The following is a 24,985-nucleotide window of genomic DNA, read 5'->3' on the forward strand; positions in this document are numbered from 1 at the left end:
ATGGACCACGACGATCCGAACGCGCCCGAGCAGGCATGGCAGCAGGTGTTCGTCCACTTCGACGACTACACCACCGCCGAACGGATCGGCGCTGGCCACCTCGGGCCCGCGATGACCGACCTTGAGCGCTCCGGCGTGATCACGTCGTGGTTCTTCATCAGGAAGAACCCCTGCTGGCGACTGCGGTTCCTGCCTGCCCGTGCCGTCACCGGCTCCAACACGACGTCCGGAGTTCATCGTCGGCTCGAGGCCCTCACCGCAGGAGGACACATCAAGGGCTGGACCGGCACGATCTACGAGCCCGAGGTGCACGCCTTCGGCGGCCCCGAGGGGATGGCCACGGCCCACGACCTGTTCCACCTCGACAGCGTGCATGTCCTCGGCCATCTCGCCGAGTTGGCTGCGGCCTCACCGAAGAATCGCCGAGATCGACGTCGCGAGCTGTCGGTCCTGCTGTGCCGAAACCTCCTGCACGGCGCGCACCAGGACTGGTACGAACAGGGAGATATCTGGGCGCGCGTCGCCGACATGCGACCAGCACCACCCGCCACAGCAGGCGAGCGGGCGAACAACCTCCACGCTCAACTACGACGGCTCATGACCGTGGACGCCGACCCCGCCGGACCCCTTCTCGGCCCCACCGGCTCCCTCGCGAACCTCGGAGACTGGGCAGCCGGCTTCGCCGCCTGCGGCCAAGTCCTGGGCGATCTCGCCCATACCGGGGCCCTCCGCCGCGGCACCCGGGCTGTCCTCGCTCACCACGTGATCTTCCATTGGAACCGGCTCGGGCTCTCCCACACCACCCAAAGCGTGCTCGCCCACACCGCCAAGGCCGTCGTCTTCGACCCACAGGAGCCCGCCGAGTGAATGCAGCCACCGACCAGGCGCCTACCCCGGCGATCCCGGCGCGGCCCGCCGTTCCGGCGACGAGGTTCCCGCTCCTCCCACGCCCGAAGCCACCGGGACGTGCACTCATCCTCCGCGTTGCCGAAGTACACGACCTGGCACTCGCAGCCGTCGAAGAAAATCAAGACGACGAACGGTTGGCCAACGCCGCCGAAGCATTCAACAAAGCCGCACTGATCGCCAGCGACTGCGGCCTGCCCGACCTCGCCCGCCAGTTGTGCTGGCAACAGTTCGACCGGTTCGCCGCAGCGGCCCCGCTGACCGCCAAGGCCGCCAAGCTGGCGCTCCAGCCGATCGTCAACCTCGGACGCCTCGCCAGCCGCAACGGTGACGGTGACGGCGCCTACGGGATCTACGAAACCGCCTACCATGCTCTGAACAGTCAAGAATCGGTGATGATCAACGGCCGACAGGTCGACCTAGGACATCTCGCCACGACTACCCAAGACCGTCAAGTCCTGCGCAAATTCCTCTGGACGGTGCTGCTCGCCGACGGCACCCGCGCACTCACTCAAGCCGGTCGATGGCAGGACGCGCTCCAGCACATCAAGCACCACAAGGGCTTGGGACGGCGAATGCTGGACGGCCGTCAGGTCGTCATCCTGGCCCGATCCAACCTCGGGCAGACCGACACCGCCCTCGCCATGCTCGATGACAGCACGCCGGTCGAACCCTGGGAAGAAGCGGTCCTCACCTGCTTGCGCACCCTCTGCCTGCGCTCGGCGAACCGAACAGCGGATACCTCGTCGGCCATGATGGTCACGGCTTACCTGCGCCTTCCCGCGCAACCGGAGCACGCCGCGTTCCGGTCCCAGCTTGGCCTGGCGGTCGTTGACCTCGCGGTCACCCCCGCCCAGCGGGCACAGGTCGCTGGTGAAGTCATCCGCGAGGCGCTCAGCATCGCCGATGCCAATGTCGCTTCCGAGGTGCTCGGCTTCGCGCCATGCCGTTCGGCGATGACCACCGCCGACGCACGCGTCCTGACCTCTGTGATGCAGGAGTCCGGATTCAGGCAGGGAATGCCGGACGAATTGCTGCACAAGCTACAGGCATCAATAGCCACGAGCAGCGAACAACTCGACCTACTCCTCGCCGCGCAGTACAGGAGTCGATGTTCAATGGACGACTCGCACCGTGTTTGACCAGCAACGATAGCTCTATCGAGGTGGTAGTCCGAACGGGTGTAGCTCGTCAAGCGGGTGATCGGCCTTGACCGATGGCTGGTTATCGTGGCAGGCGACCGACGGGGGTGATGTTCATGGGTGATCGGCGAGACGCCTTCGCTGCGCGGCGTGAGCAGATGGGCTACACCCAGGAAAGCTTCGGGTCAACGGTGGGGGTGGAGTTCTCCACGGTTGGCCGCTGGGAGCGAGGCGACCTCACCCCACAGCCGTACCGCAGACCGCGCATCGCGAAGGCGCTCGGTGTGAGCTTGGACGAGCTGGGTGCGTTGCTCACGCCGACCCGGCAAGCTTCCACCGTTGCCGTTGCACGACCCGACCTTGCGGAGGCCGACGATATGAACCGTCGCGATCTGCTGCGCTTGTTCAGCGTGACGGGCGCGTTGCTCGCGCTGCCTGCTGGCGAGGCAGCTCTCGGTGATGCTGACCGGTTCGTCGCGGCAGCGCACACCGGTGTGGTGGACGCGGCGGGAGTGGCCGAGTTCGCCCAACTCAACTCCCACCTGTGGCGTGTGTTCGCGTTGTCGCCGAGCAAAGGCCACGTGCTGCCGCTGGTGCGGGCCCAGCTCGACGTGCTCACCGATTCCCTGCGACGGTCGCAGACACCGACCACTCGGCAGCGGCTCTGCGAGCTGACGGCCGACCTCTTCCAGTTATCGGGCGAGATCTTCTTCGACGGCGACCGGTACACCGACGCCGCCCACTGCTACGCGCTGGCAGGGACAGCAAGCAAAGAGGCCACGGCCTCGGATCTGTGGGCGTGCGCGTTGACAAGGCACGCCTTCATCGCCGTCTACGAACGCAGGTTCGCCGAGGCCGCGCCCATGCTCGATATGGCCGCCACCCTCGCCCGCCGCGGCGACCCCAGCCTGTCGACTCGGCACTGGATCGCGGTCGTGCAGGCCGAGACCTTCGCCGGCCTCGGCGACCTCGACTCCTGCCAACGCGCACTTGACACCGCCGCTGAGGTCCAGCACTTGCGGGGGCCGGTGCACAACGGCGGCTGGCTCCGGTTCGACGGCTCCCGCCTGGACGAGGAACGCGGCACCTGCTACATCACGCTGGGTCGCCCCGACCTCGCCGAAGTCGCTTTGATCGAAGCCTTGAGCGGCACGTTGACCGCCCGGCGAAAGGCGAGTGTCTTGACCGACCTGGCGATGATCGGTGTGCACCGGCGCGATCCGGACCAGGTCGTCGCCTACACCGATGCTGTCCTGGCCACCGCGCGCCAGACTGATTCCGGGGTTGTCGCCCGCAAGCTGCGCGGACTTCAACCGCACCTCGCCCCCCTACTCGCCGACCGGCAGATCCGGCGACTCGACGCCGAACTCACCGACCTCGTCGGTACCCGCGCCACGTGATGGAGGAGAACAAGATGCAGGACGACCGGGGCCGTGTGTTCCGTGAAGCGTGGATCGCCGGAGTCGGCAAGTACTACCCCGGTGAGCCCAAGCCCGGCTACGTCTCGCCGTGGGAGGACACGCCCGATTGGGAGCGCAGCGCCGCCGCCGCCGTCTACGGTCAGGTCCTCGATTTCGTCAAGGCCACCGACGGTGCCACCGCCAAGCTCACCCGCGACCAGAAGAGCCGGTTCGTGGCACTGTGCTGGACCGGTCAGATCTTCACGCACTTTCCCGAGCCGAAACCATCCTATGTGGCGGATTGGGACCAACTTCCCGACTGGCAGAAGGCCACCGACGCTGACATCTTCGAGCGCATCGAACACGACTTCCATGCGGCACGGCTGAACGACAGGAAAAGGCCTGGGGATTAGCGGCGCTGTGTATCCGTCAGTCGGAGGGCGGTTGCGGGGTGGGGCGGTGATGCCCCAATTCGTAGGCGACCATCGCGTCGATCATTGCGCCGATTCTGGTCATGGTGGCCGATGGGATGTTCCGCTCGCGGCTGATGTGGTCGATCGCTTTACGGACGTGCTTGCCGAGGTCTGTGCTGGCGTCATCGGTGGAGGTGAACATGGTGTCGGGCGGTACGCCGATGCTTTGACACATGATGTACATGGATGCGCGGAGGGCGGCCGAATGTGCGATGGCGGCGGTCAGGTCCAGGTCATTGGCGAGTGTACGGGGAGACATGTTTTCAGTGTTGTCCACTGTGGTCCTTTCCGCTAGTTTTGCATGATTTGGGGGATGGTCTGGAAATTTTTTCCTTGATCAGGTTCGGTCGCGGTGTCGACCGCTGGATCGTTCGATGGCGTGGCGCAGAGCGTCGTAAGTGGCTTTAGTCGTCAGTGAGAAAGTTTCGGCGTGCTGGAGGAACGCTGTGTGGGCTGTTGTTGTTGCCGTTTTCTCCAACAGAATGTCGATGTTGTGGTTTCTGATGTGGATAATCGGGTGGAAGTTTTCGACCTCCAGGCAGCGGAACCCTGGGTGAGGTGAGGTGGTGGCGGGCAGGAGTCGGATCTTGTTCAGATAGCCGCGCAGGTGTAGCAGTTGCTCGTGGATCACTTCCCTGGGAAGGCCGGGGTGTTGCAGTGCTTGGGGATGGATGAGGAACCGGCTGATGGGCAGGGAGAGTCGAGCGGCTTTCGATTCGGTGTCCGGGCTCTCCTCGGTGAAGTCGGTGATCGCTTGGTGATAGTTGTCGGTGCGGAGCGGGAGCGGGATCAGGGCAGGTTCGTAGTGAGTGATCTCAGCAGCGATCTTTTCGACGTCGCCGATCGGGTTGTCGGCGTCGTCGGGGTAGAGGACCCAGTCGGTGAGGTCGGCGTTCATGACGAGCCGGTAGAGGGTGTGACGGTGGTCGGTCGGAATGTCAAGCAAGGCGCAGAGTCCGCCGATCTCAAGGCGGTCGGGGACGCGGCGGCCGGTCATTGTGCGGTTGAGCATCGCCGGACTCATCGCCATGGCGGTGGCCAGGGCGCGGGTGGTGAATCCCCGGCGAATCCTGGCGGCATCGAGTGTTCGGGCGAGGATGAGTCCCCGGAGGGTCTTGGCGCGGACGGTGTCGGTGACGTCGGCGGTGTCGGGTTTTGTTGTGGGCGCGGACATGATCGTTTCCTCAGTGGTGTCGGATCGGGGTCAACCGGGGAAGGACCGACGGGCTGCTCCGACCACAGCGGTCCAAGGCGGTAGCGAGGACAACGGCAGGGGTGGTGTCACCCAGTGCGCCCCGTCCACGGGTGAAATCTGTTCAGGAAGGTCGAGAGGGCCGGGGGGCAGTGTGGTGATGTTCATGTTCGTGAGGGCGTTCATGGTTCGTGGGCTGGCGGTCTCCCGGCGACGGGTGAGGAAGATCCACTTGGTGGGAGCATCGGGAATGGTGAGGATCGAGGCGGTCAGCAGACAGAGCGTGAGGTGATGGTTGACCTGGGCGCCGAACCAAGCGGGCATGGACAGGGCATCCACGTTGTCACCGACCAGCAGTCGCGGACGGGCGCTGTTCGACGTGAACGTCACCGGCCACAGCAAGTCCTCGTACAGGGTGGGGGGTTTCTGGACGGTGGTCATGGGTGTCTCCCGGATCAAGATGCCCGTGGCGACGAGGGAATTCGTCATCGGGGTGCGGATGTCGGGTGCGTGGGGTGAGTCCGAGGCCTTGGCGACCGGCTCCGGCCAGGGCGCGAGCGAGCACGGCGCTGGGAGGGTGTGCGGTGTCGCGTATGTGTCTGCCATGCCCGGTGGGATGGTGGGCAAGGCGGACCAGCAGCACGACGGTGGCCACTCTCGCGATCGCGGTAAGCCACAGTCCGTTCATGGTCCCCGCCTTCGGGTTGTGGTGCCCGCAGAACCGTGGTGGTGATGAGTCGCGGCCCGTTCGTGTTCGCGAGCGACCAGCGTGAGGAGATCGATGCTCTCGGCCCTGCTGAGTGCGAGCGCGAGCAGTTCAGCGGTGGTCGTCTCGAACTCTTCTACGACCGTGGGATTGCTGAGCAGTCCGCAGATGTGGTGGTCGAGTGTGTGGACGACCTTGACCGTCGAGTCGACCATGTACAGGGTGAATGCCGTGACCGAGGGGTGGGCGCCCCGATGGAACGGGATCACACGCAGGCGAACCATTCCCCCGTGTACGAGGGTGAGCAGATGTCGCAACTGCTGAACCATCGTCAGCGCCCCACCCACCGCGCGTCGCACCACAGCTTCGTCCAGCACCACGGTGTACATCGGCCCCTGGCCGGTGATCAACCGCATCCGCCTATCCATCGTCGCGGGGCCCAGGGCGGTCCGTCTCCGCACGGCTGCGCTGTATGCGGGTGTTTGCAATAGATCCGGCAGCACCGTCGCGGTGTACTCCATGATCGACATCGCCATGTTCCGCAACGTCGACACTGCCTGTTCGCTGCCGCTGTCGGACTCGCTGGACAACTCGAACCAACCCGGGGGCTCGACCTCGCCCATCAGTCGTCGCAACCGTCCCCAGTCCTCCAGGGAAGCATTGCAGGTGGCCAGCAGCGCGCCGACCTCCTCTTGGTCGGGAATTCGCTTCGCGTTCTCCGCTCGATTCAACGACGCGGATGAGGTCGCCATTCGAAGCGCGGCCTGCCGAGTGGACAAGCCGCTGCGGTGACGCAGACGGGCCAACTCCATCCCGATGATCCGGTGCCGGGGCGCATCCGAGTTCATCGTCGACACGCCCCCACCTGCGAAACCCACCGCCAGGCGACCGCTGTCAGCATCTCCCCGTCAGCCCAGTCCAATTTGTCCGGCTTCGGTATCGTCACTCCGATCGCCAACGGCCCCTCCCGTACCGGTCCGGGAAACGGCACATCCGCCCGGATGAAGACCCGGTGTTGTTCGATGCACACACCCGGCCAGATGGCGATCCGGGTGTCTCCCTTGGCCAAGCGGAAGGTGAAACCGCCGACGAAGACCCGCGTGCAAGCGCGCATCGCGATCTGCGAGCTGGGTGTGACGCCCATCGTTATCACCGTTTTGTTCCACACTTGGCGGTGCTTTGAAAACCAGCTGTGAGAACAGCAGACTGACTCCGGTCACCGCCGCACTCGAAAGTCATGCCGTGGCGGGCACGGTGGGGTAGGTGGCGGCCACCAGTGCGATCGCGCATTCGGGACACACTGCGGCTCCTGCCGGGCGTGCGGGAGAACAAGCCTGCACCGGTGTGCCGCACATGGCGAACACCTGGAACCCTTCTCCTGATCGGTGAACGTCCAAGACGACGTGGGCGCGAAATCGCCAGTACTTGCTGATTCCCCAATGGACCTGCGGAAGCGCGTACATCGCTGTCACCTCGCGTCTTGGGCTCCGAACCAAAGATCACTGCCCCGGCATTCACCGGTCATCACCGCACGCGCACCACGCCGCCAGCAGTCGGGCACCGGCCGATGTCAAACGCGCCACCCGGCTCCCGTCCTTCGCCGCGGGCAACCCCATCGCCACACAGCGATCGCGACACAGAATCCCGAAAGCGGAAGCCAAACCGGCGGACAAGCGTTCAGATCGGTGCCGTACGGTGCCCCCGAAACCATCAGTGCAAATCTCGCCTCGCTCGACCTTCCGCAGCGCTGACAGCAACAAACCCTCCCGGAGAGGGAACTGTGGCTCTGACGGTTCCGGTGGCGCCCAACGGGATGCGAACTCGCGACTGCTCATCGGTGATCCCTTGAAGTGTGCAGTGAGGGGCCGGTCCGCGCCCGGGCGCAGGCGCGGGCGATTCGCACGGGCGCGGACCGGCCTTGGGAGGTGACCATCAATTGCCGGGTGCGCGACCGCCGGGAGGCGGGCGGTGCGCGACGTCCGGCTGACAGCCACCGAGCTGGTGAAAATGGAGCCCGGCAGGCGGGCGGTCTGTCCGTCGCACCCGCCTGCCGGGAGTTTGGAGTCGCCACGTTGAGAACCAGCGACGACGGGAAACCCGGCGAACGCAACCAGCGACTTCCAGGCTGACGGTGAGAAATTCGGTCGGCAGCCCAACAGCTCGATTTCCATGACAGTCCTCCTTGCCTGGTGGTATCGGCTGGTGGCTCGGATTTTGGGAATTCGTTGTTTCACCCGCAGATACATGGTTCAGTCTTGATATCAGATCCGGCTCCGTCACGAAGCGTGGGCGGAGCCCCCCGGCCGTCATGGTGATCGTTTTATCTGCGGTGATCGGGTGCTGCTGAGTTTGGGACGTGGCCTGCGGTTCTGTACACGACACGCACCCGACAGGCGACAGGCCACACGACTACCGTCCACAGAATCGCTCATTGCTGGCGACAACGCGGTTCCTATGGGTTACGGTGGATGTCTGATTGACAGCGAGAGGTGGTGGACCGCGTGGTCGGACTTGGAGATCTGCGCAATTCAGTCGGGATGCAGCAGCGCGACATCGCTGCCCTTCTCAAGGTCTCGGTCCGCACTGTGCAGCGATGGGAATCGGGAAAGTCCAGGCCAGCGGATTCAGCACGGGCGATGCTGGCGAAGATATTGAAGGTCACCGTGGGGCAACTCGCCGACGCGGTGGAAGGTCGGCTCGCTCTGCCTGCGGAATCCGCCGTCATGGCACCGGTCGACGTCCACGCCTTGGTCTCGGCAGCCGCCCGGCGTGCTGCGGACTTCGGGTCCACCCTGGTCAACGCCATAGTCGACGAACCCGAACTGGACTGGCTGGGTGTGTCGCTGATGAAGTTGGCCACCGCCTACGTCCATACACCAGTGATCAACTTGCTGCCTGACATGGTCTCGCTGTGCGACACCGCGTTCGCGTTGATCCGGCGAGGCGTACGTCCACGCCAAGTTCGCGACGCTTACCTCATCGCCGGTATCGGATCCCTGCTGCTGGCCGCGGCCTCGCAGAACCTGGGACACCCTGCGGACGCCCATATTCAACTGCTCAACGCGCAGCGGTGCGCCGAGGCCGCCGACAGCGAGGCGTTGCGCGTATGGGCGCGCGGCAGCGCCGCCCTCACCCTGGAGTGGAGTGCCACGCCCTCCGCCGCGGTGCGGTTCCTGGGTTCAGTTGCTCCGCACGCTGTCGGTCCTGAGACGGTGCGTCGTAACACGGCTCTGGAAGCCCGGATCTGTGCTCGGGTGGGCAACCCGGTTCGTGCCCGCGACGCCTTGCAGCGCCTCGACGGACTCAACTCCCTACCTGATCGGCCTGATGAGGTCAGCACGTTCGGGGGCATCTTCAGCTTCCCAGCAACCAAGCAGACCTATTACCAGGCGGGGGCACATGACCTACTCGGTGACCACGCCTCCGCCCGACACCATGCCCAGAACGCACTTGCCGCCTACGCCGCCGCACCCAAACAGGAACACTCCTACGGCGACATCTCACTGGCCAGGACAATTCTCGCGTACAACCACCTGCGCCTCGGTGACCTCGACGCCGCCGACGCTACCCTCGCGCACGTGCGGGCACTGCCCCCTGGGCAGCGCATCGCCCAACTCGCCCCCGCGGTCCACCGCATCCACCGCCTCCTGCTCGCCACTGGCACCGGCGCCCACCGCGCGACCACGCTTCTCGGTGATCTGGTCACCACCGCCGCCCCGACTCGATCACTAGAATCGCCTGGTGACCGTTCCACCCAGTGATTTCGCCTCCCACCACGCTGCTGTCGTCGTCCGCGCCGCGCATAAGCGCGGTCTCGACACCGGCAACTTGCGGTTGCTGCACCAGCACGCCACCGCGGTGTACTTGCTTCCCCATTGCGACGTCGTTGCTCGCCTGCACACCGGCGACCCCGCACCCGCACTGCGCGCGGTGGCCATCACTCGCTGGCTAAACGACCAGGACTTCCCCGCTGTTGCACCTCTGCCCGGCGTAGACCCAGTCATCGACGAGGAGCACGTCACGACCTTCTGGCACCACTACCCCGCATCCCACCCACCAGCACACGCGGACCCCGCCGACCTCGGGCGACTGTTGCGCCGACTACACGGCCTTCCACCAGCACCCCTGGAACTTCCTGCCTATCACCCGCTGGTTTCGCTGCGTGCGGCCCTCGCCAACTGCACTTGCCTGACGGACACGGACCGGACCTGGCTCACTGACACCGCCGCCACCCTTCTCGCCGACTTCGAGCGCCTCGACTTCCCTCTCGGTCGCGGCCAACTGCATGGCGACGCCTACCCCGGCAACATGCTTCACGACCCAAGCACCGGTACCTGGTTACTCAGCGATTGGGATGAAACAGCCACCGGCCCCCGCGAACTCGACCTCGCCAACACCTACCAGGGCGTTCGCGTCGGCCGCACCACCGCCGACCTCGACCGTTTCGCCACCGCCTACGGCCACGACCTGCGCACCTGGCCTGGACTGGCCACCCTGATACGCATTCGCGACCTCCATACCCTCGGCAGCTTCATTCACCGAGCCGACCAGGGCGACCAGGATGCGGCTACTGAACTGCGACACCGCCTGCACGTGCTGCGCCATGCGGGCTTTCTCATTCCATGGCATCACATCTGACCTGAGATACGACCACATCATCACCATGCCGGTGTTCGCTGCCGCCGACGACCTGGTTTCATTAGTTTGCCGAGCACGAATTGGCAAGATACGTCGAACGCAGTCGGATCTGGAGACTGCCCAAAAGGCGGAAGAACACCACCGGCAGCCGGGTACGTGGCAGCGCATACTGAGGGCTGGTTGGCGGAACCAGGGCTTCGCGTCCATCAGCCCGGCTGTTCGAGACCACGGTCACCAGGGCGCCGAGCTGCGGCTGGTCGAGTTGGCCACGGCACTCGATGACGCCCTGGAAACCCATCCCCTCAGCCCCGACCTGCTCCCCGGCCCGCAGCGCAGCCATCGGCTGCTGGGAGTGCGGCGCGCGTTGGTCGCCGACCGCGGATTCGGTGATCAGCCGCCGCTGTGGCAGCTGCTGGCCCAGTTCGTGTGCGGCTACCGGGACTTGGACCTGCGCGACGCCACCGGCCTGGGCCACGGCGGGCTCATCGCCCGCCACGGCGCCGACCGGACCCGCACTCGGTGGCTGCCGCGGCTGGCCGCCGGTGAGCTGGCCGGTGTCGCGATCACCGAACCGCACGGCGGCACCCGCGTCGGGCAGACCCGTACCCACGCCATCGTCTCCACGGATGGGACGTTGCTGCTCAGCGGCCGCAAGTGCTGGATCAGTCGCCTGAGCGAGGCCATGGTGTTCGTGGTGTTCTTCCGCAACCCGCACGGATGCCTCGCCGCGGCAACCGTCGATGCCGCCGCGACACGCCGATCGCGAAAACCCGCCGCGACCTGGCCGAGCTGCTGTTCGCCGACGGCATCCACGACAGCCTCTACCGCAGCGCGGGCCGCGCCCACACCTCGACACCGATCGCCATGCCCGTGCAGCGTGAGAACGCGCAGGTGGCCTCGGCCGCACGCGTCGAGGCCGCCGGGTAGGTCAGGCGACGCGGACCCCGTGCTCGCACAGGACGGTGACGCCTTGACGGGCCGCGTCCACCGCCACGGCGAGCCGGTCGGCCAGCAGCGGTTTGACCTTCTCCCGCGCCTGCTCGATCGTGTGGAACCCGGCGGAGAGGACCTCGCCGTCGGAGAAGGTCAATCCGGTCAGGTCGGCCTCGTCCAGGACACCGCCGTCGAAGACGAACACCACCCCTCGGGCCTGCTGTCCTGCGGGCGCACGTAGTCGACCACCAGCAGCCCACCCGACGACCGGTGCAGCCCCAACTCCTCGACCAGTTCCCGCGACGCCGTCGCCCACGGCGACTCATCCGCCTCCACCGCACCACCCGGGATCTCCCAGTTCGGCTTGTACGACGGCTCGACCAGCAACACCCGGTCATCCTGGTCACGCACCAGCACCCCGGCGGCCATCCGCTTGCGGGCCAGCCCGGCAACGTAGTCTTGGACCGGTAGAACCCCAGCAGGTCGCGGCGATACATCCATCCGCAGCACCCTAACCACCCGGCCCCACCCCGACTCATCGGGTGCGACCACGTCGGACCGGTGGAGCCCACACCTAACCGCCTGATCCGAGGACCGCGATCAGCGTCCCGGCCAGTAGGCTAGGTCCGGCTGGTACTTCTTCTCCGCGTTCCACTGCTCCCAGCCGGAACACCAGCAACAGCATCACCCATCCGAGCACCGTGCCCACCGCCAGCACTGGCCAGCCCACCCACGCCGAGGTCATCCCGAGCAACCCGCCGAGCTTGACATCTCCGCTCCCGAGCCCACCGGTGCACACTGCCAAACCGAGATACATCGCGGTCATCACCGCGCACCCGACGGCAGCCCGTCCCAACCCGGTGCATTCGTTACGTGCCACTGCGGCGGCGACCGCACAGGCCCCCACGCCCAGGTAACCGGCAGCCAGAAGGGGGTTTGGGAGTCTCATCTCGACCATGTCGATGACGGCCAGCGGGATTGCAACCACCACCAAGCAGCTCACGAGGACGAGGTTCTCGGTCGACGATGTCTGCCAGCCGAGCGCGCCGAAGAGGATCGCGGTCATCAGTGCGCCGATCCACGTCGAGAACAGCTCGGCGTCGTCGCTGCTCGCCGCCAGCATGCGGGTGCCGCGGCTGCCGACGGCCCCGGCCATGGCGCCCAGCAGGCCCCAGATCAGCGGGTGAGTCCAGTGGTCCATGCTCTTGCCACTAACGCGAACGCAGCCGATTGGTCGTATCCAAGAGCTTGTGCATGGCTTGGTGGTAGTGGGAACCGCCCTTTGTCTCGACCACCGCGCCGGGCGCAGGCGCGGTGGTCAGGAGCGGGGGAGTGGACCGAGGTAGATCGTGCCGTCGTTGTCGGTGACGACCCGGTCCAGGGTGTGGTTAATCTCGATCATGTCGGTTCCGGACACGGGTGCGGCGGGCACGGCGGTGCGCAGCAGGGCGAAGAGGTGGAAGACGGCACTCGTCGGCAGCTGCATCGCGGGGGTGCGCATGCGGTGGCGGGTGAAGGGGTAGGTGAGGACGGTGCCGCGTTCGCCGATCTGGTCGAGGGTGGTGGTGTCGAGGATCCGGTGAATGATGGTGTCTGTTGTGGATTCAGGGAGGAAGTAGTTCACCCAGGGGTGTGGGCACAGCCAGTCCCCGATTTCGCGCATCCGCCGCTCACCGTCGCGCAGGCGGGTGGCGAAGGCGTTGTAGTCGAGCTCTTCGTACTCCCGGTCGTCGAAGCTCAACGAGGTGAGATCCGCCGGAGCATCGGTTGCCTTCCCGGGGTACTGCACGAACTCCAGTTCGTAGCGCCAACCGTTGCCGGTCCACTTCGCCTGGCCTTCGAGGTAGTCGGCGTCCGGGAGGGTCATCGCGCGGCGCTGGTCGGCCAGGAACGCCGTCAGCGAGGTGTAGTGCAGGACGTGCCGCCGGATGGTGTCCGGGGTGGGTGTGAGGGGCAGGACGGCGGTGGTGATCACACCGTGGCGGCCACGGCCCGCGCGGATCGAGTCAAAGACCGCGCTGTTCCGTTGAGGTGAACACGTCACCAGGTCGGCGTCCGGCGTGACGGCGTCGAGCGCGGTCACGTTGTCGGTCTGGGCACCGTACTTGTGGCTTGCGCCGCCGATGCCGCCGACGGAGAGCGTGCCACCCACCGACAGGCCGAGGTAGTCGGTCAGGACGGGCGGTGTCATGCCGACGCTGAGCGCGGTGTCGAGCACGGTGTACCAGGTTGCCCCTGCCTCGACGACCATGCTGTTGCCGTCGACGTCGCGCACCTGCGACATCTTCTCCATGTCGAGGATGAAACCGCCCTCGACCTGTGCTTGTCCTGCGGTCGAGTGCCCCTGCCCTCGTGCCAGCAGCGGCAATCCGAGCTGGTGTGCCTCGCGTACCGCTTCGGTCACCTCGTGCTCATCGGTCGGGGTGAACACCGCCTCGGGGATGTCGTGGATCCTGTGCCCGAAGTCGTCTGCCGCCCGTGCGAACACCGGGCCGTCGGTGATCGGTTCCAGTGCCATTCAGCCACCCCCTGGGATCGACACCTGCTCCTCCCGCAGCCGTTCCAGCTTGCCACGGACAGTGCTCGCGCGGGGGTCCTGCAACTCCTCGAAAGCGTTTGCCGCGTCCTGCCACGCCGCACTCGCCAGGTCTGGGCTCCCTTTGCGCTGTTGGAGGTCGCCCAGCGTGGTCATCGTTTGGGCGTAGCCCCAGCGGTCGCCTATCTCGCCGAGGATGGTTCCCGCGTGGTGCAGGGATTCGATGGCGCTGGGCCAGTCCTCCAGGTCGGAGTACACCGCGCCCAGCTTCTCCAGCGAACATCCCTCGGCCTGTCGATCCCCGAGTTCGCGAAGCACCTCGACCGCTTGGTGGTGGTAGTCGATCGCCGTGCGGTGCTGACCGAGAAGGCGGCAGGTGTCGCCGAGGTAGGACAGGGCGATGGCCCACCCCCACCGGTCGCCGAGGTCGGCGAACCCGTGCATGGCGCGGGCGAAGTGGTGGGCTGCGTGCCGGGGCTCGGTCAAGGCGGCGTAGCACCGGCCCAGTCCTACCCTGCTCCACGCCTGTCCGCTCCGGTCGTCGATGGAGCGGCGGACCCGCAGCGCCTCGTCGTAGAACCGGATGGCGGTGCGGGGCTGTCCGAGGTCGATGTGGGCGTTGCCCAGGTTATTGAGGATCCACCCCTGCCTGGCCGCGTGGCCTTGGCGGCGGGCGACATCGAGGCTCAGCATGTGGGCCCGGGTCCACAGCGACCAGGGCTTGCGGCGGTAGAAGTAGTCGCACAGCACCGCGGGCATCGCCGTCGCGACCTGGACGAAACCCTGCTCGGCGGCGACCCGGGTGACCACGGCCAGGTTCTTGAGCTCGTCCTCGCACCACGTCGACGCGGCGTCGATGTCGTCGAAGGTGATCGGCGTGACCCCGGTGACCGGGTCGTCGAGAATAATCGGCTCACGCTGGGGGGACAGGCTGTGCATGGCGGCTGCTGCCGTGTGCAGGTACCAGTCCAGGACGCGACCGAGCGCGGCGCGTCGATCGCCCTCGGACTCCTCGATCTCGGCCCGTTCACTCGCGTAGAGGCGGATGAGGTCGTGGAAGCTGTACCGGCCGAGGTCGGGTTGCTCCAGCAGGTGGGCGTCGACAAGGCGGTCGAGCCACCGCTGGGTTTGCTGTGTCGTCGCCCCGGCGAGCGCCGCCGCGGCGTCGAGGCCGAAGGTCGGGCCCGGGTGCAGGCTGAGCATGCGGAACAGGCACGCCGCCTCGGCAGGCTGGGCCACGTAGGACCAGGAGAAGACGGCGCGGATGGTCGTGCTCTCGTCCCCACCGGCGGACAGCGCGTCGAGGCGCCGGGAGCGCGAGGACATGATGCCGGTCAGGCGGGGCAGGGCGAGGTGCTCGTGGTTGGTCACCCGTTCGGCGGCGATCCGCAGCGCCAGGGGCAGACCGCCGCACTGCCTGGCCAGCTCGTGGGCCGCCTCTTGGTCGTCTGTCACCCGGCGCCCCACCACCAGGGTCAGGAGCGCCACGCCCTCGGCGTCGGAAAGGGGGGCCAGGGTCAGCCTGACGGCGCCGTCCCGAGCGCAGAGCCCGCCGAGCCTTGTCCGGCTCGTCACCACCACCAGGCACCCGGACGACGACGGCAGGAGGGGGCGGACCTGGTCGGAATCCACCGCGTTGTCCAGCACGAGCAGCACCCGCTGGTTGCGCAGCATGGTCCGCAGGCTCGCCGCCCTCGCTTCCAGGTGCCCAGGGACTGCTTCGGGCGGCATTCCCAGGGCGAAGAGGAAGTCCTGCAGCACGTCTGCGGGGTCCGCGGGCTTGTTCGACGGGTCGTGACCGCGCAGGTTCGCGAACAGGGTGCCATCCGGGTAGCGATCCGCGATGTCGTGCGCCCAAGCGACCGCGAGGGCTGTCTTACCGATACCCGCCGGGCCGTCGATGCCGATCAGCGGCATCCACTTCCCGACCGTGGCTCTGCCCACCTCGTCGGTCATCTGCCGCATGCTGGTGTCCCGGCCCACGAGGAATCGGCTCCGCACCGGCAGTTGGGCCGGCCTGAGCCGGCTTCGGCGATCCCGCTTCCGTGCCGTCGACAGCATGCGGGTGAACAGCCCATCGGTTTGCAGCGCGTCGTCGCACGCCACCGCGAGAGCCTCATTCGGCTGGCGGACACCGTTCTCGACGTTGCCGAGATGGCTCCGGCTGAAGTTCGTCAGCCTCTGCAGGTCTGTCAACGACAGACCCTGCTCGGTCCGCACACGGCGGAGTGTCGAGCTGAATGACTCGCCCACTTCAACCCCCGATCGTCTTCTGCTGTCTTCCATTCACGTGAAGACAGCAGGCCTCTTCTGCTTCACCGCTCGGCCGTCGAAACTCGGATATGTGAAACGACGTTGCGGCGCTCCGCCCCAGGTCACAGTAGGTCGGCCAGCTGGCTTGAGGTCGGAATCAGGTCACATCCCAAAACACTTCACCTGTTCGGGTGACGGGGTGATCGGAGACGATCAACGGCATTCACAACGAGTTACAAGCGCCTTGATCGCATTTCGTCCAACTTTCAAAAAGATCACCATGGTGCTATGCGTCGAAATTGAGGCAAATCGGGCAATCGGCTGGACTCGCCTGCCGTTGCCCTTCGTGAGCCCACGGCCGCTGCCGCGCTGACCGACACCACCACATCGCACCATTTATTCCCCTCCGCTCATGTTCCTCACCAGGGACAGGCGGCTACCAGCCATGTCGGAAAACGGGCCTACATAGCCATCCGCGAGGACCTCACATCCCGAGGTCCGCTCAGCAGAGGAAACGACCATGACACTCTCCGTCCACGACGTCACCGTCGAGTGCGAGCGCCACCAGCGCCTCGACCGTGCTGCGCTCACCGCCTTGGCGCCCACCGCCGCCGATGGGCACCGCGCCCACCTGGCATTGCACCTGAACCCGGAGGACGGAACACCGGTGTTGCGGGCTCGACGGTGGGCGGGCCAGATCGCCACCGCGCGCTTGGTGGTCTTGGCCGAGCCGCTGACCCGGGCCACGGTTGCTGCGCTGCGCGCCTCCTGGTGGTCCCGAACCGCGGTGGCGGGGGCCGAAGACGTGGTCGCGGTCGCCCGTGCCGCGGTGGTCCAGGGAGTGTGGATGTACGACCCTGGCCGCAGTTCGGGGCCGGATTACCTGCGGACGTGGATTGTCGAGCACGTCAAACGGCACCTCGCCACGGTGGCGTACCCGGTCACGGTGCCCGCGCGGGTGCACCGCAGGTTTTTGCGGATCGCGGCGATCCGCGCCCGCTTGGCGGTCGAGTTGGGGCGCCCGCCCGAGGACGTCGAGATCCTCCAGTGTGCGGGGGAAGCGGTGACTCAAGCTGATCTCGATGACGAACGCCGTACTCGCGCGGTTCGCGCACGGGTGGTGACCGCCGAGCCCGAGGCTGCGGACCCCCGTGCTGTCGCTGCGCTGGAGGTCGCTGAGAACGCCGCGGGGGAGGCGGGATGGGTGATGGCGGTGCGGTCGTTGGGCCTGACGGCCTCCGAGATCGAGATCATCGCCCGCCACGTCGGTCTGCCGCCGTACGAGGATCTCGACGACCGTGACCGGTCTGAACGGGCGGTGGCCGCCCACATCGGCGTGCCGCGTTCCGCGGTACGCCGCGTGCTGGCCTCGATGCGCGCGGACCTGGGGACGCCGGGCGGCCCGTTCCACCACCTGATCAGCCGGATGCCCCCTGGTGATCAGGAAGGGCTCGGGCTGACCCGGTTTCTCCACCTCCTCGATACCGCCCCGTACGAACCGGCCCGTTCGTGATCGAGGCCGGGAGGCGTGCTGATGTTGGTCGCGTTGTTCTCGGTCAAGGGCTCGCCCGGAGTGAGCACACTGGCCCTCGGCTTGGCGGTCGGTTGGCCCGCGACGCAGCGGGTGCTGCTGGTCGAGGCCCGACTGCCGGTGTCGCGCCCACTGGTGCTGCCGATCGGTGACGGGCACCCCGCCGAGCGGATCGCCCGAGAGGTGGACATCCATCCGCTGGGGCGCGTTCCTGATGATTCGCGAGGCGCGGCTGTGCTGGGCGGGCGCCATGCACCGTTCGATCGGCGTTTCGGGGGAACCGCCGCCACCGCGCTGGGGCGGGCCGCGCACGGGATCGCCACCGTGCTGGCTGCACACCCGTGGCCGCCGACCTCGGCCACCACACCGGCACCCGCGGGCTGTGCCGAAGCCGACCTCGAGCCGCGGCCGATCCGCGCTTGCTGACCTCGCTCGATTTCGTTAGTGCTGTGAAAGGGGAGTTTCGTGCCGGAATTCTGGATTGTCCTGTGGTGGCGTCTGCTCGCGTTCGTCGCCGCGGTGGTGCTCAGCCTGTCCGGGTGCACCGCCACCGTCGTGGGCACGCCTGTCGCGCAGGGCGAAGCGAACGGCGAAGCCGAGGTCGTCGCCTCGACGGAGGACCTCTCCGCCGAGGCGACGACCGCGGCGGGCCAGGCGGGTGCGTCGGTGCCGCCGCGGGAGGGCACCGAGCAGGTCGCCGCGTTGTTCTCGGTGATCCGTCAGGTCGACGTGTGCGCGCTGCACGACCCCGCCGCGGCGGCGGTGGTCGTCGGGATGCAGCCGGATGACCTCATGCCCGGTGACAGCCTGAGCAGTTGCGTGCTGCAACTCGTCCCGGGCCCTCGGGATTTGCCCGCGTGGAGGCTGAAGGTGACCGCCGGGGTGGAGCTGTCGGACAAGACCCGCCGCGAGTCCACACCGGAAACCCTCGACGGGGTGGACTTCCTGCACCTGCCCGACCTGGATGGTGACGGCAAAGCCTGTGTCTATGACCGGCCGATGGGGGAGCGGGCGGCGTTGCATCTGATCGTGCGCCAGGAGGGCACCGAGGCCCAACCCAAGACCGCCTGCCAGGTCGCCAAGGAATATCTGACCGCGGTCGCGAAGTACTGGCGTGAACCGGCGACGTGGGCCGACGCGGTGAGCACCCCCGCTCTGCCGGTGGCGACCATCGACCCCTGTGCCGGACTCGACGCCGCCACCGCCGTGTACGGCAAACCGGTGCGCTCTCGTATGGAAGACCCCCACCGCTGCACGGTCTACCCGCAGACCGCCGCCCATGGTGACCCGATCGGCGGGGTGGTGTCGGTGACGGTCGGCGTCGACACCGACCCACGCGCCACCCTCACCGGCACCGCCTCGGCCGACTACACCGCGGTGAGCATCGCCGGACGCCCCGGCGTGTCCAACATCCTCAACCCCGGCGGCGGACCGAGCGCCTCGGGCACCTGCTACGTCACCGTCGTCGCCGACGACAAGATCGAGATCCGCCAGGACATCACCAACCCCGACCGGCCGACCTCGTACCCGGTGATCGAGGCCCGCTCAGCCGACTGCCAGATCGCCACCAAGGCCATCGAGGGCCTGCTCTCCCAACTCCACTGAACCACCCCGAGGAGACCACAATGGACATCCGCGTGTTCGTCGGTGCAACCACAGCCGTGCTGATCGCCGGCGCCGTGGTGGCCTGCACCAGCGACCCGGGCACCGATGCGGCCGGGCGTGCCGGATCCGGCGTCGCCGGGGCGCCGAGCGCCACTGCTGAGACCGGCGGCGACGACGCCGTGCGCAGGCGCGCCGGCCGTGCCGAAGGGTCGATCGTCTACGGCGACCTCAACGGCCCCGAGAAGGCCAGTGAGGTCGGCGCCCCGTTCGACCCGTGCACCACCCCCACCTGGGCGGACCTGCCCGCCGAGGTGCGGCCCACCGACGGCAAACCACACTCCCCGACCATGCAGACACCCGGGGACAAGGACCTGTTCGCGGTGGGCTGCCTCTTCGACAACAGCGGCAAAATCATCATCTCCGCGGGAGACGCCCCCGCCCGCCAAGACGGCGGCAGGTTCCAGGTCCAGGTCGTCTGGGGCACCGAACTCGACGCCGACCCAGCCCACCACCAAGGCTCCACCGGCACATCGTGGAACGGCAAACCGGGCCTCATCGAAGCCCTGCCCGAAGATCCCACGTTCGGCAAGCAGTGCATCGGCCTGGTGGCTCTGAGCACCGGTGTCGCCGGGGCACTGGTCAGCAACAGCCAGTTCCCCGCCGTGGACCCCTGCACGGTCATCAACGCCGCCCTCACCGCCATCACCGCGAAGACACCCCGATGACCACGACTTGCCCGACAGAGGCTGCCGTGGTGATGTCGGTGACAAGGTCGTCGGGGCGGATCCGAACCTTGGTCGATGGGCTCGGTGATGCGGCCAAGACCGGTGGCACGACAGGCGAGACGATCATCACGGAAATCGGGGGTTCGCACATGCCGATGGGACATCTTCACTCGTGGGCCGGTCGCGCGTTCGTCGGCGCAATGAGCATCGCGGTTCTCGCCGCGTGCAGCTCGGGCAACCCGCCGAGCCCGGCCTCCGAAACGCCGAGTCCGACGCCGACGACCTCGTCGAGCCCGAGCACCTCGCTGTCCCCAGACGAGCAGGCCAGGCAGAACGCCCTGACTGCCTACCGAGGCATGTGGGACGACTTCGCGGAGGCAGGCACGACTTCGGATTGGCAGTCGCCCAAACTCGGGCAGCACGCCACCGGTCTCGCGTTGACGAACCTGTCCCGCGGCCTGTACGCCGACCACTACAACGGCCTGGTCACCAAGGGGCAACCGGTCCTCAACCCGGCCGTGTCGTCGGTCGAACCCGCAGACGACCCCAAGAAAATCGTTGTTTCCGACTGCGGTGACTCGACGAACTGGTTGAAGTACCGCGCCGACAACGGGCAACTCTCCGACAACGAACCCGGAGGCCGCCAGGCGATCAACGCCATCGTCGAAAAGCAGACCGACGGTTCATGGAAGGTCTCAGACTTCGGAGTGCACGACGTGGGGACGTGTTGACCATGCGACGCTTCGCAACCACCACCGGTGTCATCGCCGCGAGCCTGCTCGGCCTCACCACTCCCGCCTTGGCGGACGGCGGTTGGGGAAACACCATGTGCAGTCAGGTCCCCACCCCCTCGTGCGAGCTGGGAGTCGGCGGCAACGGCAACAACGGGCGACCCGACGGCCCCCCAGGCCAGGGTGGCAACACCCCGCACCGACCCGACACCGGCAACAACCCAGGCACCGACACGTCCGACAAGCCCGGTGACTCCGTCATCGGTGGCGACTCGACCCTGGCGAGTTGCTCGTATGTGAAGAGCGACTACCAGCCACCTGCCGGTGGCGTGGTGACCGCCGCGCACAGGCCACCGGCGAGCAGCGGCGGGGTTGTCCACGCCGCGGTGTCCCGGCCGGTGGCCGTCCGGGCGCAGGCGGCGCAGCCGGGTCAAGGCCCGGGTGCGTGGTACGTGTGGAAGTGCACCACCGAAGGCGTCACCGACGGGCTTTACCGGCCGCCTGTGTGGATCGCCGACGGCCAGCAGCCGGGTCCGGCTCTGTTGCCCTCGCCCGCGGAGTTGGCGCAGGTGGCGCGCAAGCAGTTGCGGCTTCCCTCGCCGAGGATCGCGGCGAACCCGGTGGGGGAGCAGTTGGTGAACCTGCCGACCTGGATGTGGCTCGCCGGCGGCTGGGGTCCGGTCTCGGCCACGGCTGCGGTGCCCGGGGTGTCGGTGACGGCGGTCGCGATGCCTACGTCGGTGACCTGGTCGATGGGTGATGGTTCCACCGTCACTTGCACCGGTGCCGGAACACCCTACGTGGCCGGTGCGGACCCGACGGCGCCCTCACCGGATTGCGGGCACGTCTACCGCCGCTCCTCGGCGAGTAGGCCGGGGCAGGCGTACCCGGTCACCGCGACCGTGCACTGGACGGTGACCTGGTCCGGCGCGGGTCAGGGCGGGACGTTCCCGGACATGACCACCACGGGTGAGACGACCTTCCGCGTGGCGGAGTCGCAGGCGCTGAACAACAGCGGCGGCTGAGCACCACCCCTGCCTCCCCGTGAGGCCCAATCCACAGCGATGACCACCTGTTCCGCGCGCTGATCGGCATCCGGCGACGCGGCGCACTACCCCCATGCCTGTTGGAGGTACCGCGTGAGCACCAACACCACCATCCGCCCCGGCACCGACCGGCCCGCGAGCACGGCGGCGGGCCCCTGGGTCGGTGACAACAAGAAGACGCCCTCCTCGCGGTTGCGCGCCACGGGCCGCCGCCGCAGCGTGCCGTACCTGCTGCTCGGCGTGCTGCTCGTGCTGGCCTGCGTGGGCGGGTTCGTGCTGATCTCGCTGCACTCCGACGACCGGGAGCCCGTGCTCGCCCTGGCCCGCGGCGTGCCCGTGGGGCACGTGCTGGCCGCACAGGATCTGCGGCAGGTCAACGTCGCGGTCGATCCCGGTGTCGCGGTCGTCGGTGCCGACCAGGCCGCCGTGGTGATCGGTCGACCGATGGCCACCAGCCTGTCGGCCGGGGCGCTGCTCACCCCGGACGCCGTCGGTGCCGCCGCTGCTCCGGCCGGCGGGCAGGCCATCGCCGCCCTCGCACTCAAGCCCGGCCAAGTCCCGACTGAAGTCGGACCGGGAGCGCGGGTGTCGGTGGTGGCCGTCTCTGGGCAGCCCGGCACCGCGAGCAGCCCACCCGACGAGAACGCCACGGTGTGGCCCGCGGTGGTGACCAGCGTGACCTTCCCGGCGAACGAGCAGACCGCGGTGGTGTCGGTGCAGCTCACCGAGGCCGCCGCCCGCCAGATCGCCGCGGTCCCGGCCGGGCAGGTGTCGATCGTGATGCTCTCCGCCGGAGGTGGTCGCTGATGTTGATCTCGGTCCTGTCGTTGAAAGGTTCGCCGGGCGCGACCACGTTCGCGGTCGCGTTGGCCGCCCGGTGGCCTGCCCCGGCGCGGACGCTGCTGGTCGAGGCCGACCCGTCCGGTGGTGACCTGGCCCTGCGGTTCTCCCTGACCTCGACACCCGGTCTGGGGAGCCTGGCCGCCGCCGCACGGCGCGGCGGTGAGGCCGACCTGCTGTGGCGGCACACCCAACAGCTTCCCGGCGGCCTGCCGGTGATCACCGCCCCATCCGACGCTGAGCAGGCCCGCGCGGCGCTGTCGGCGTTGGCGTCGGACCCCCGCGGTGGGCTCGGTGTCCTGCGGACGGCGGCGAACCAGCCGGACACGGTGGTCATCGCCGACTGCGGGCGGGCCGACCCTGATTCCCCGGCGCTGCCGATCGTGCGCTCCTCCGACGTGGTGGTGCTGCTGTCGCGGGCTCACGCCGATGACCTCGCCCACCTGCCGCGCCGGCTGCCCGTAGTCGGCCGGTGGAGTCCGAACCCCGTGCTCCTGTTGGTCGGGGAGGGGTATTCCACCGCTGAGGTCGCTCGCGAACTGGGCGTCTGCCCGCTGGGCCGGGTTCCCGAGGACCCGAGCGGCGCGGCCGTGCTGTGCGGACGACCGAACAGGCTGCGGTGGGAGCGCAGCGGGCCCACGCGATCGGCGTTGGGGCGCTTCGCCCACCGCGTCGCCACCGAACTGGCCACTCGTGAGGGCACACCGACCCTTCACCGAACCCAGCCCCAACCACGTCCCCCGGCGACCCCGATTCCTCCCTCGTGGTCGGTCCCGGGCGTCTCGCGTGAGGTCGCGTCAACCAGCGACACCCACCTCATGCCCGCCCTCGACACCGACCACCGTGACCAGGCGGAAGGACAGGCGTCATGACCCACCCGACCGACCAGTACCCGACGCCACGGCACTTCGACCGGCAGCCGTACGTCCCAGCCATCCCTGACCTCGACGTGGGTGTGCCGCCGCTGGGTGGGGTCCTCGACGAGGTGGTGGATCTTTCCGCCGCCACGACCCGCCTGCGCCGGTACCTGCGGGAACGGTTGAACGCCGAACTCCCGGTGCGGGTGGCCGATCAGCAGGACCGCACCGGCACCACTTCCACCCGGGAGACCCGCCGCGAGCTGGCCCGGGGCCTTCTCGATGAGGCGCTGCGCGAGCACACCGAGAACGAACTGGCCGCGGGCAGGCACCTGCTGTCCCGCGAGGTCGAGCAGCGGGTCGTGGGCGAGGTCGTCAACGAGTTGTTTGGCATGGCCGGGTTGCAGCCGCTGCTGGACGACCCGATGGTGGAGACGATCAACGCCAACCGCCACGACAGGGTGTTCGTCCAGTACACCGACGGCCGCCGCGCCCAGGTCGGCCCGATCGCGGGGTCGAACGAGGAGCTGACCGACCTGGTCCGACTCCTCGCAGCCAGGGCATCGAGCCAGGAGCGCCGGTTCGACCAGGGCTCCCCGGCGGTCAACCTCCAACTCCCCGGCGGGGAGCGCCTGTTCGCCGTCATGGGGTTGACCGCCGACGGTGTGACCGCGCTGTCGATCCGCCGCCACGGCTACCTCACCGTCACCCTCCCGGAACTGCGTCGCCGCGGCACCCTCGACCTCGGCCTGGAGGCGTTCCTGCAAGCCTTGGTCAAGGCCCGCCGCAACGTGCTGATCACCGGCGGCACCGGGGCGGGCAAGACCACCCTGTTGCGGGCGCTGGCCTCGGAGATGGACCCGCTGGAGCGGATCGTGACCATCGAGGACGCCTTCGAACTCGGCCTGGACCACGACCCGGACGTCCACGCCGACGTGACCGCTTTCCAGGCCCGCGAACCCAACGTCGAAGGCGAAGGCGCGATCTCCCAAGCCGACCTCGTGCGCTGGGGGCTGCGGATGAGCCCGGACCGGGTGATCGTCGGGGAGATCCGCGGGCCCGAGGTCATCCCGATGTGCAATGCGATGTCGCAGGGCAACGACGGCTCGATGGCCACCCTGCACGCCAGCAGCTCACGGGTTGCCTTCACCCGGTTGGCCTCCTACGCCGCCCAAGGCGCCGAACGTCTCCCGCTGGAGGCCACCAACCTGCTCGTGGCCAGCGCGGTGCACTTCGTGGTGCACCTGGCCCGCGCCGCCGACCGCCGCACCCGGGTGGTGTCCTCGATCCGCGAGGTCGTCGGCGCCGACGGCCCGCAGGTGATCTCCAACGAGGTCCACCGCCCCGGCCCCGACCGCCGTGCCCGCCCCGTCGCCGGGGCGTTGCGCACCGACACCCTGGACGACTTGGTCGACGTCGGTTTCGACCCCGGTGTGCTGGAGAACCCCGAGGGCTGGTGGACACCGTGACC

At 67.9% G+C, this 24,985-nt stretch carries 27 protein-coding genes and 1 pseudogene; 16 read left to right on the plus strand and 12 right to left on the minus strand.

The window, feature by feature from the left end; genetic code table 11:
- The 4 genes from UO65_RS00590 to UO65_RS00605 all read left to right on the plus strand — a co-directional run bounded on the left by UO65_RS00590 (position 1) and on the right by UO65_RS00605 (position 3,861).
- A complete protein-coding gene (locus UO65_RS00590; RefSeq protein WP_035277658.1) occupies positions 1 to 867 on the plus strand; it encodes a thiopeptide-type bacteriocin biosynthesis protein in 867 nt (288 codons plus the stop codon).
- Positions 864 to 2,048 carry a glycosyltransferase family protein gene (locus tag UO65_RS00595; RefSeq protein ID WP_152551906.1) on the plus strand — a complete coding sequence of 395 codons (1,185 nt, stop codon included), beginning with the start codon at positions 864 to 866 and terminating at the stop codon, positions 2,046 to 2,048. The genes UO65_RS00590 and UO65_RS00595 overlap by 4 nt, the downstream gene beginning before the upstream one ends.
- Positions 2,049 to 2,164: 116 nt before the next feature.
- Positions 2,165 to 3,448 (plus strand): helix-turn-helix domain-containing protein, encoded by a 1,284-nt coding sequence (locus UO65_RS00600; RefSeq protein ID WP_035277793.1) that lies wholly within the window; start codon positions 2,165 to 2,167, stop codon positions 3,446 to 3,448.
- Positions 3,449 to 3,462: 14 nt separating this feature from the next.
- A complete protein-coding gene (locus UO65_RS00605) occupies positions 3,463 to 3,861 on the plus strand; it encodes a hypothetical protein (RefSeq protein WP_035277794.1) in 399 nt (132 codons plus the stop codon).
- A 16-nt stretch (positions 3,862 to 3,877) separates the two neighbouring features.
- Here the strand turns inward: UO65_RS00605 and UO65_RS00610 are convergent, their stop codons facing one another.
- From UO65_RS00610 to UO65_RS00630, 5 genes are all read right to left on the minus strand, one after another.
- Positions 3,878 to 4,198 carry a hypothetical protein gene (locus UO65_RS00610; protein ID WP_035277659.1) on the minus strand — a complete coding sequence of 107 codons (321 nt, stop codon included), beginning with the start codon at positions 4,196 to 4,198 and terminating at the stop codon, positions 3,878 to 3,880.
- 60 nt (positions 4,199 to 4,258) lie between these two features.
- Entirely contained in the window at positions 4,259 to 5,095 is an 837-nt protein-coding gene (locus UO65_RS00615) for a Scr1 family TA system antitoxin-like transcriptional regulator (protein WP_035277661.1), read from the minus strand.
- A 30-nt stretch (positions 5,096 to 5,125) separates the two neighbouring features.
- Positions 5,126 to 5,554 (minus strand): hypothetical protein, encoded by a 429-nt coding sequence (locus tag UO65_RS35315; RefSeq protein WP_152551907.1) that lies wholly within the window; start codon positions 5,552 to 5,554, stop codon positions 5,126 to 5,128.
- A gap of 243 nt (positions 5,555 to 5,797) precedes the next feature.
- The gene (locus UO65_RS00625) at positions 5,798 to 6,667 is read right to left on the minus strand and encodes a helix-turn-helix domain-containing protein (RefSeq protein WP_233427393.1); all 870 of its coding nucleotides are present in this window, start codon (positions 6,665 to 6,667) and stop codon (positions 5,798 to 5,800) included.
- A complete protein-coding gene (locus tag UO65_RS00630) occupies positions 6,664 to 6,963 on the minus strand; it encodes a hypothetical protein (RefSeq protein ID WP_152551908.1) in 300 nt (99 codons plus the stop codon). Before UO65_RS00630 ends, UO65_RS00625 begins: the two co-directional genes overlap by 4 nt.
- 1,348 nt (positions 6,964 to 8,311) lie before the next feature.
- On the opposite strand from UO65_RS00630, the gene UO65_RS00635 reads away from it, so the two are divergent.
- Together UO65_RS00635 and UO65_RS00640 are read left to right on the plus strand one after the other, a co-directional pair.
- Positions 8,312 to 9,580, plus strand: a complete 1,269-nt coding sequence (locus tag UO65_RS00635; protein WP_152551909.1) for a helix-turn-helix domain-containing protein — start codon at positions 8,312 to 8,314, stop codon at positions 9,578 to 9,580.
- Complete coding sequence (locus tag UO65_RS00640) at positions 9,561 to 10,457, plus strand: phosphotransferase (protein ID WP_200873265.1); 897 nt, start codon at positions 9,561 to 9,563, stop codon at positions 10,455 to 10,457. The genes UO65_RS00635 and UO65_RS00640 overlap by 20 nt, the downstream gene beginning before the upstream one ends.
- Before the next feature lie 61 nt (positions 10,458 to 10,518).
- On the opposite strand, the gene UO65_RS37760 is transcribed toward UO65_RS00640, so the two are convergent.
- Positions 10,519 to 11,067, minus strand: a complete 549-nt coding sequence (locus UO65_RS37760; protein WP_052020334.1) for a hypothetical protein — start codon at positions 11,065 to 11,067, stop codon at positions 10,519 to 10,521.
- Positions 11,068 to 11,174: 107 nt separating this feature from the next.
- On the opposite strand from UO65_RS37760, the gene UO65_RS00650 reads away from it, so the two are divergent.
- Positions 11,175 to 11,384: a hypothetical protein gene (locus UO65_RS00650; RefSeq protein ID WP_035277669.1), complete on the plus strand. Its 210-nt coding sequence runs from the start codon at positions 11,175 to 11,177 to the stop codon at positions 11,382 to 11,384.
- Between the two features lies 1 nt (position 11,385).
- Here the strand turns inward: UO65_RS00650 and UO65_RS37765 are convergent, their stop codons facing one another.
- From UO65_RS37765 to UO65_RS38890, 6 genes and pseudogenes are all read right to left on the minus strand, one after another.
- A complete protein-coding gene (locus UO65_RS37765; protein WP_233427383.1) occupies positions 11,386 to 11,595 on the minus strand; it encodes an NUDIX hydrolase in 210 nt (69 codons plus the stop codon).
- Entirely contained in the window at positions 11,553 to 11,891 is a 339-nt protein-coding gene (locus tag UO65_RS32900) for an NUDIX domain-containing protein (protein WP_233427384.1), read from the minus strand. Before UO65_RS32900 ends, UO65_RS37765 begins: the two co-directional genes overlap by 43 nt.
- 73 nt (positions 11,892 to 11,964) lie before the next feature.
- Positions 11,965 to 12,591, minus strand: coding sequence for an A24 family peptidase (locus tag UO65_RS00660; RefSeq protein WP_052020337.1), 627 nt, complete (start codon positions 12,589 to 12,591; stop codon positions 11,965 to 11,967).
- A 117-nt stretch (positions 12,592 to 12,708) separates the two neighbouring features.
- Positions 12,709 to 13,878 carry an FAD-binding protein gene (locus UO65_RS00665; RefSeq protein ID WP_161784399.1) on the minus strand — a complete coding sequence of 390 codons (1,170 nt, stop codon included), beginning with the start codon at positions 13,876 to 13,878 and terminating at the stop codon, positions 12,709 to 12,711.
- A gap of 30 nt (positions 13,879 to 13,908) precedes the next feature.
- A complete protein-coding gene (locus UO65_RS00670) occupies positions 13,909 to 15,882 on the minus strand; it encodes an ATP-binding protein (RefSeq protein WP_233427385.1) in 1,974 nt (657 codons plus the stop codon).
- A gap of 129 nt (positions 15,883 to 16,011) precedes the next feature.
- Positions 16,012 to 16,212, minus strand: a pseudogene (locus UO65_RS38890) (helix-turn-helix domain-containing protein); the annotation flags it as partial.
- Positions 16,213 to 16,699: 487 nt separating this feature from the next.
- On the opposite strand from UO65_RS38890, the gene UO65_RS00675 reads away from it, so the two are divergent.
- The 9 genes from UO65_RS00675 (at position 16,700) to UO65_RS00715 (ending at position 24,983) form a co-directional block, all read left to right on the plus strand.
- Entirely contained in the window at positions 16,700 to 17,692 is a 993-nt protein-coding gene (locus tag UO65_RS00675) for a hypothetical protein (RefSeq protein ID WP_035277671.1), read from the plus strand.
- Positions 17,693 to 17,707: 15 nt separating this feature from the next.
- Positions 17,708 to 18,136 (plus strand): hypothetical protein, encoded by a 429-nt coding sequence (locus UO65_RS00680; protein ID WP_035277673.1) that lies wholly within the window; start codon positions 17,708 to 17,710, stop codon positions 18,134 to 18,136.
- A 39-nt stretch (positions 18,137 to 18,175) separates the two neighbouring features.
- Positions 18,176 to 19,315: a hypothetical protein gene (locus UO65_RS00685; protein WP_035277675.1), complete on the plus strand. Its 1,140-nt coding sequence runs from the start codon at positions 18,176 to 18,178 to the stop codon at positions 19,313 to 19,315.
- Positions 19,316 to 19,335: 20 nt separating this feature from the next.
- Positions 19,336 to 20,040, plus strand: a complete 705-nt coding sequence (locus tag UO65_RS00690) for a DUF3558 domain-containing protein (RefSeq protein ID WP_035277676.1) — start codon at positions 19,336 to 19,338, stop codon at positions 20,038 to 20,040.
- Positions 20,037 to 20,771 carry a hypothetical protein gene (locus UO65_RS37770; protein WP_233427386.1) on the plus strand — a complete coding sequence of 245 codons (735 nt, stop codon included), beginning with the start codon at positions 20,037 to 20,039 and terminating at the stop codon, positions 20,769 to 20,771. The genes UO65_RS00690 and UO65_RS37770 overlap by 4 nt, the downstream gene beginning before the upstream one ends.
- Before the next feature lie 2 nt (positions 20,772 to 20,773).
- Positions 20,774 to 21,796 carry a hypothetical protein gene (locus UO65_RS00700; protein ID WP_063935844.1) on the plus strand — a complete coding sequence of 341 codons (1,023 nt, stop codon included), beginning with the start codon at positions 20,774 to 20,776 and terminating at the stop codon, positions 21,794 to 21,796.
- Positions 21,797 to 21,910: 114 nt separating this feature from the next.
- Complete coding sequence (locus tag UO65_RS00705; RefSeq protein ID WP_035277681.1) at positions 21,911 to 22,624, plus strand: SAF domain-containing protein; 714 nt, start codon at positions 21,911 to 21,913, stop codon at positions 22,622 to 22,624.
- Complete coding sequence (locus UO65_RS00710) at positions 22,624 to 23,529, plus strand: MinD/ParA family ATP-binding protein (protein ID WP_035277682.1); 906 nt, start codon at positions 22,624 to 22,626, stop codon at positions 23,527 to 23,529. The genes UO65_RS00705 and UO65_RS00710 overlap by 1 nt, the downstream gene beginning before the upstream one ends.
- A complete protein-coding gene (locus tag UO65_RS00715; RefSeq protein WP_084175195.1) occupies positions 23,526 to 24,983 on the plus strand; it encodes a CpaF family protein in 1,458 nt (485 codons plus the stop codon). Before UO65_RS00710 ends, UO65_RS00715 begins: the two co-directional genes overlap by 4 nt.
- The last annotated feature ends 2 nt before the right edge of the window (positions 24,984 to 24,985 follow it).

This window comes from Actinokineospora spheciospongiae (assembly GCF_000564855.1).
Classification (GTDB): Bacteria; Actinomycetota; Actinomycetes; order Mycobacteriales; family Pseudonocardiaceae; genus Actinokineospora; species Actinokineospora spheciospongiae.

Bases quoted from the DNA above. Each gene is read 5' to 3' on its own strand.
- UO65_RS00690 (WP_035277676.1), top strand. From the start codon at position 19,336: ATGGACATCCGCGTGTTCGTCGGTGCAACCACAGCCGTGCTGATCGCC.
- UO65_RS00660 (WP_052020337.1), bottom strand. From the start codon at position 12,591: ATGGACCACTGGACTCACCCGCTGATCTGGGGCCTGCTGGGCGCCATG.
- UO65_RS00615 (WP_035277661.1), bottom strand. From the start codon at position 5,095: ATGTCCGCGCCCACAACAAAACCCGACACCGCCGACGTCACCGACACC.
- UO65_RS00600 (WP_035277793.1), top strand. From the start codon at position 2,165: ATGGGTGATCGGCGAGACGCCTTCGCTGCGCGGCGTGAGCAGATGGGC.
- UO65_RS00590 (WP_035277658.1), top strand. From the start codon at position 1: ATGGACCACGACGATCCGAACGCGCCCGAGCAGGCATGGCAGCAGGTG.
- UO65_RS00630 (WP_152551908.1), bottom strand. From the start codon at position 6,963: ATGGGCGTCACACCCAGCTCGCAGATCGCGATGCGCGCTTGCACGCGG.
- UO65_RS00625 (WP_233427393.1), bottom strand. From the start codon at position 6,667: ATGAACTCGGATGCGCCCCGGCACCGGATCATCGGGATGGAGTTGGCC.
- UO65_RS00650 (WP_035277669.1), top strand. From the start codon at position 11,175: ATGCCTCGCCGCGGCAACCGTCGATGCCGCCGCGACACGCCGATCGCG.
- UO65_RS00700 (WP_063935844.1), top strand. From the start codon at position 20,774: ATGCGACGCTTCGCAACCACCACCGGTGTCATCGCCGCGAGCCTGCTC.
- UO65_RS00715 (WP_084175195.1), top strand. From the start codon at position 23,526: ATGACCCACCCGACCGACCAGTACCCGACGCCACGGCACTTCGACCGG.
- UO65_RS37770 (WP_233427386.1), top strand. From the start codon at position 20,037: ATGACCACGACTTGCCCGACAGAGGCTGCCGTGGTGATGTCGGTGACA.
- UO65_RS00670 (WP_233427385.1), bottom strand. From the start codon at position 15,882: ATGACCGACGAGGTGGGCAGAGCCACGGTCGGGAAGTGGATGCCGCTG.
- UO65_RS32900 (WP_233427384.1), bottom strand. From the start codon at position 11,891: ATGGATGTATCGCCGCGACCTGCTGGGGTTCTACCGGTCCAAGACTAC.
- UO65_RS35315 (WP_152551907.1), bottom strand. From the start codon at position 5,554: ATGACCACCGTCCAGAAACCCCCCACCCTGTACGAGGACTTGCTGTGG.
- UO65_RS00675 (WP_035277671.1), top strand. From the start codon at position 16,700: ATGACACTCTCCGTCCACGACGTCACCGTCGAGTGCGAGCGCCACCAG.
- UO65_RS00710 (WP_035277682.1), top strand. From the start codon at position 22,624: ATGTTGATCTCGGTCCTGTCGTTGAAAGGTTCGCCGGGCGCGACCACG.
- UO65_RS00605 (WP_035277794.1), top strand. From the start codon at position 3,463: ATGCAGGACGACCGGGGCCGTGTGTTCCGTGAAGCGTGGATCGCCGGA.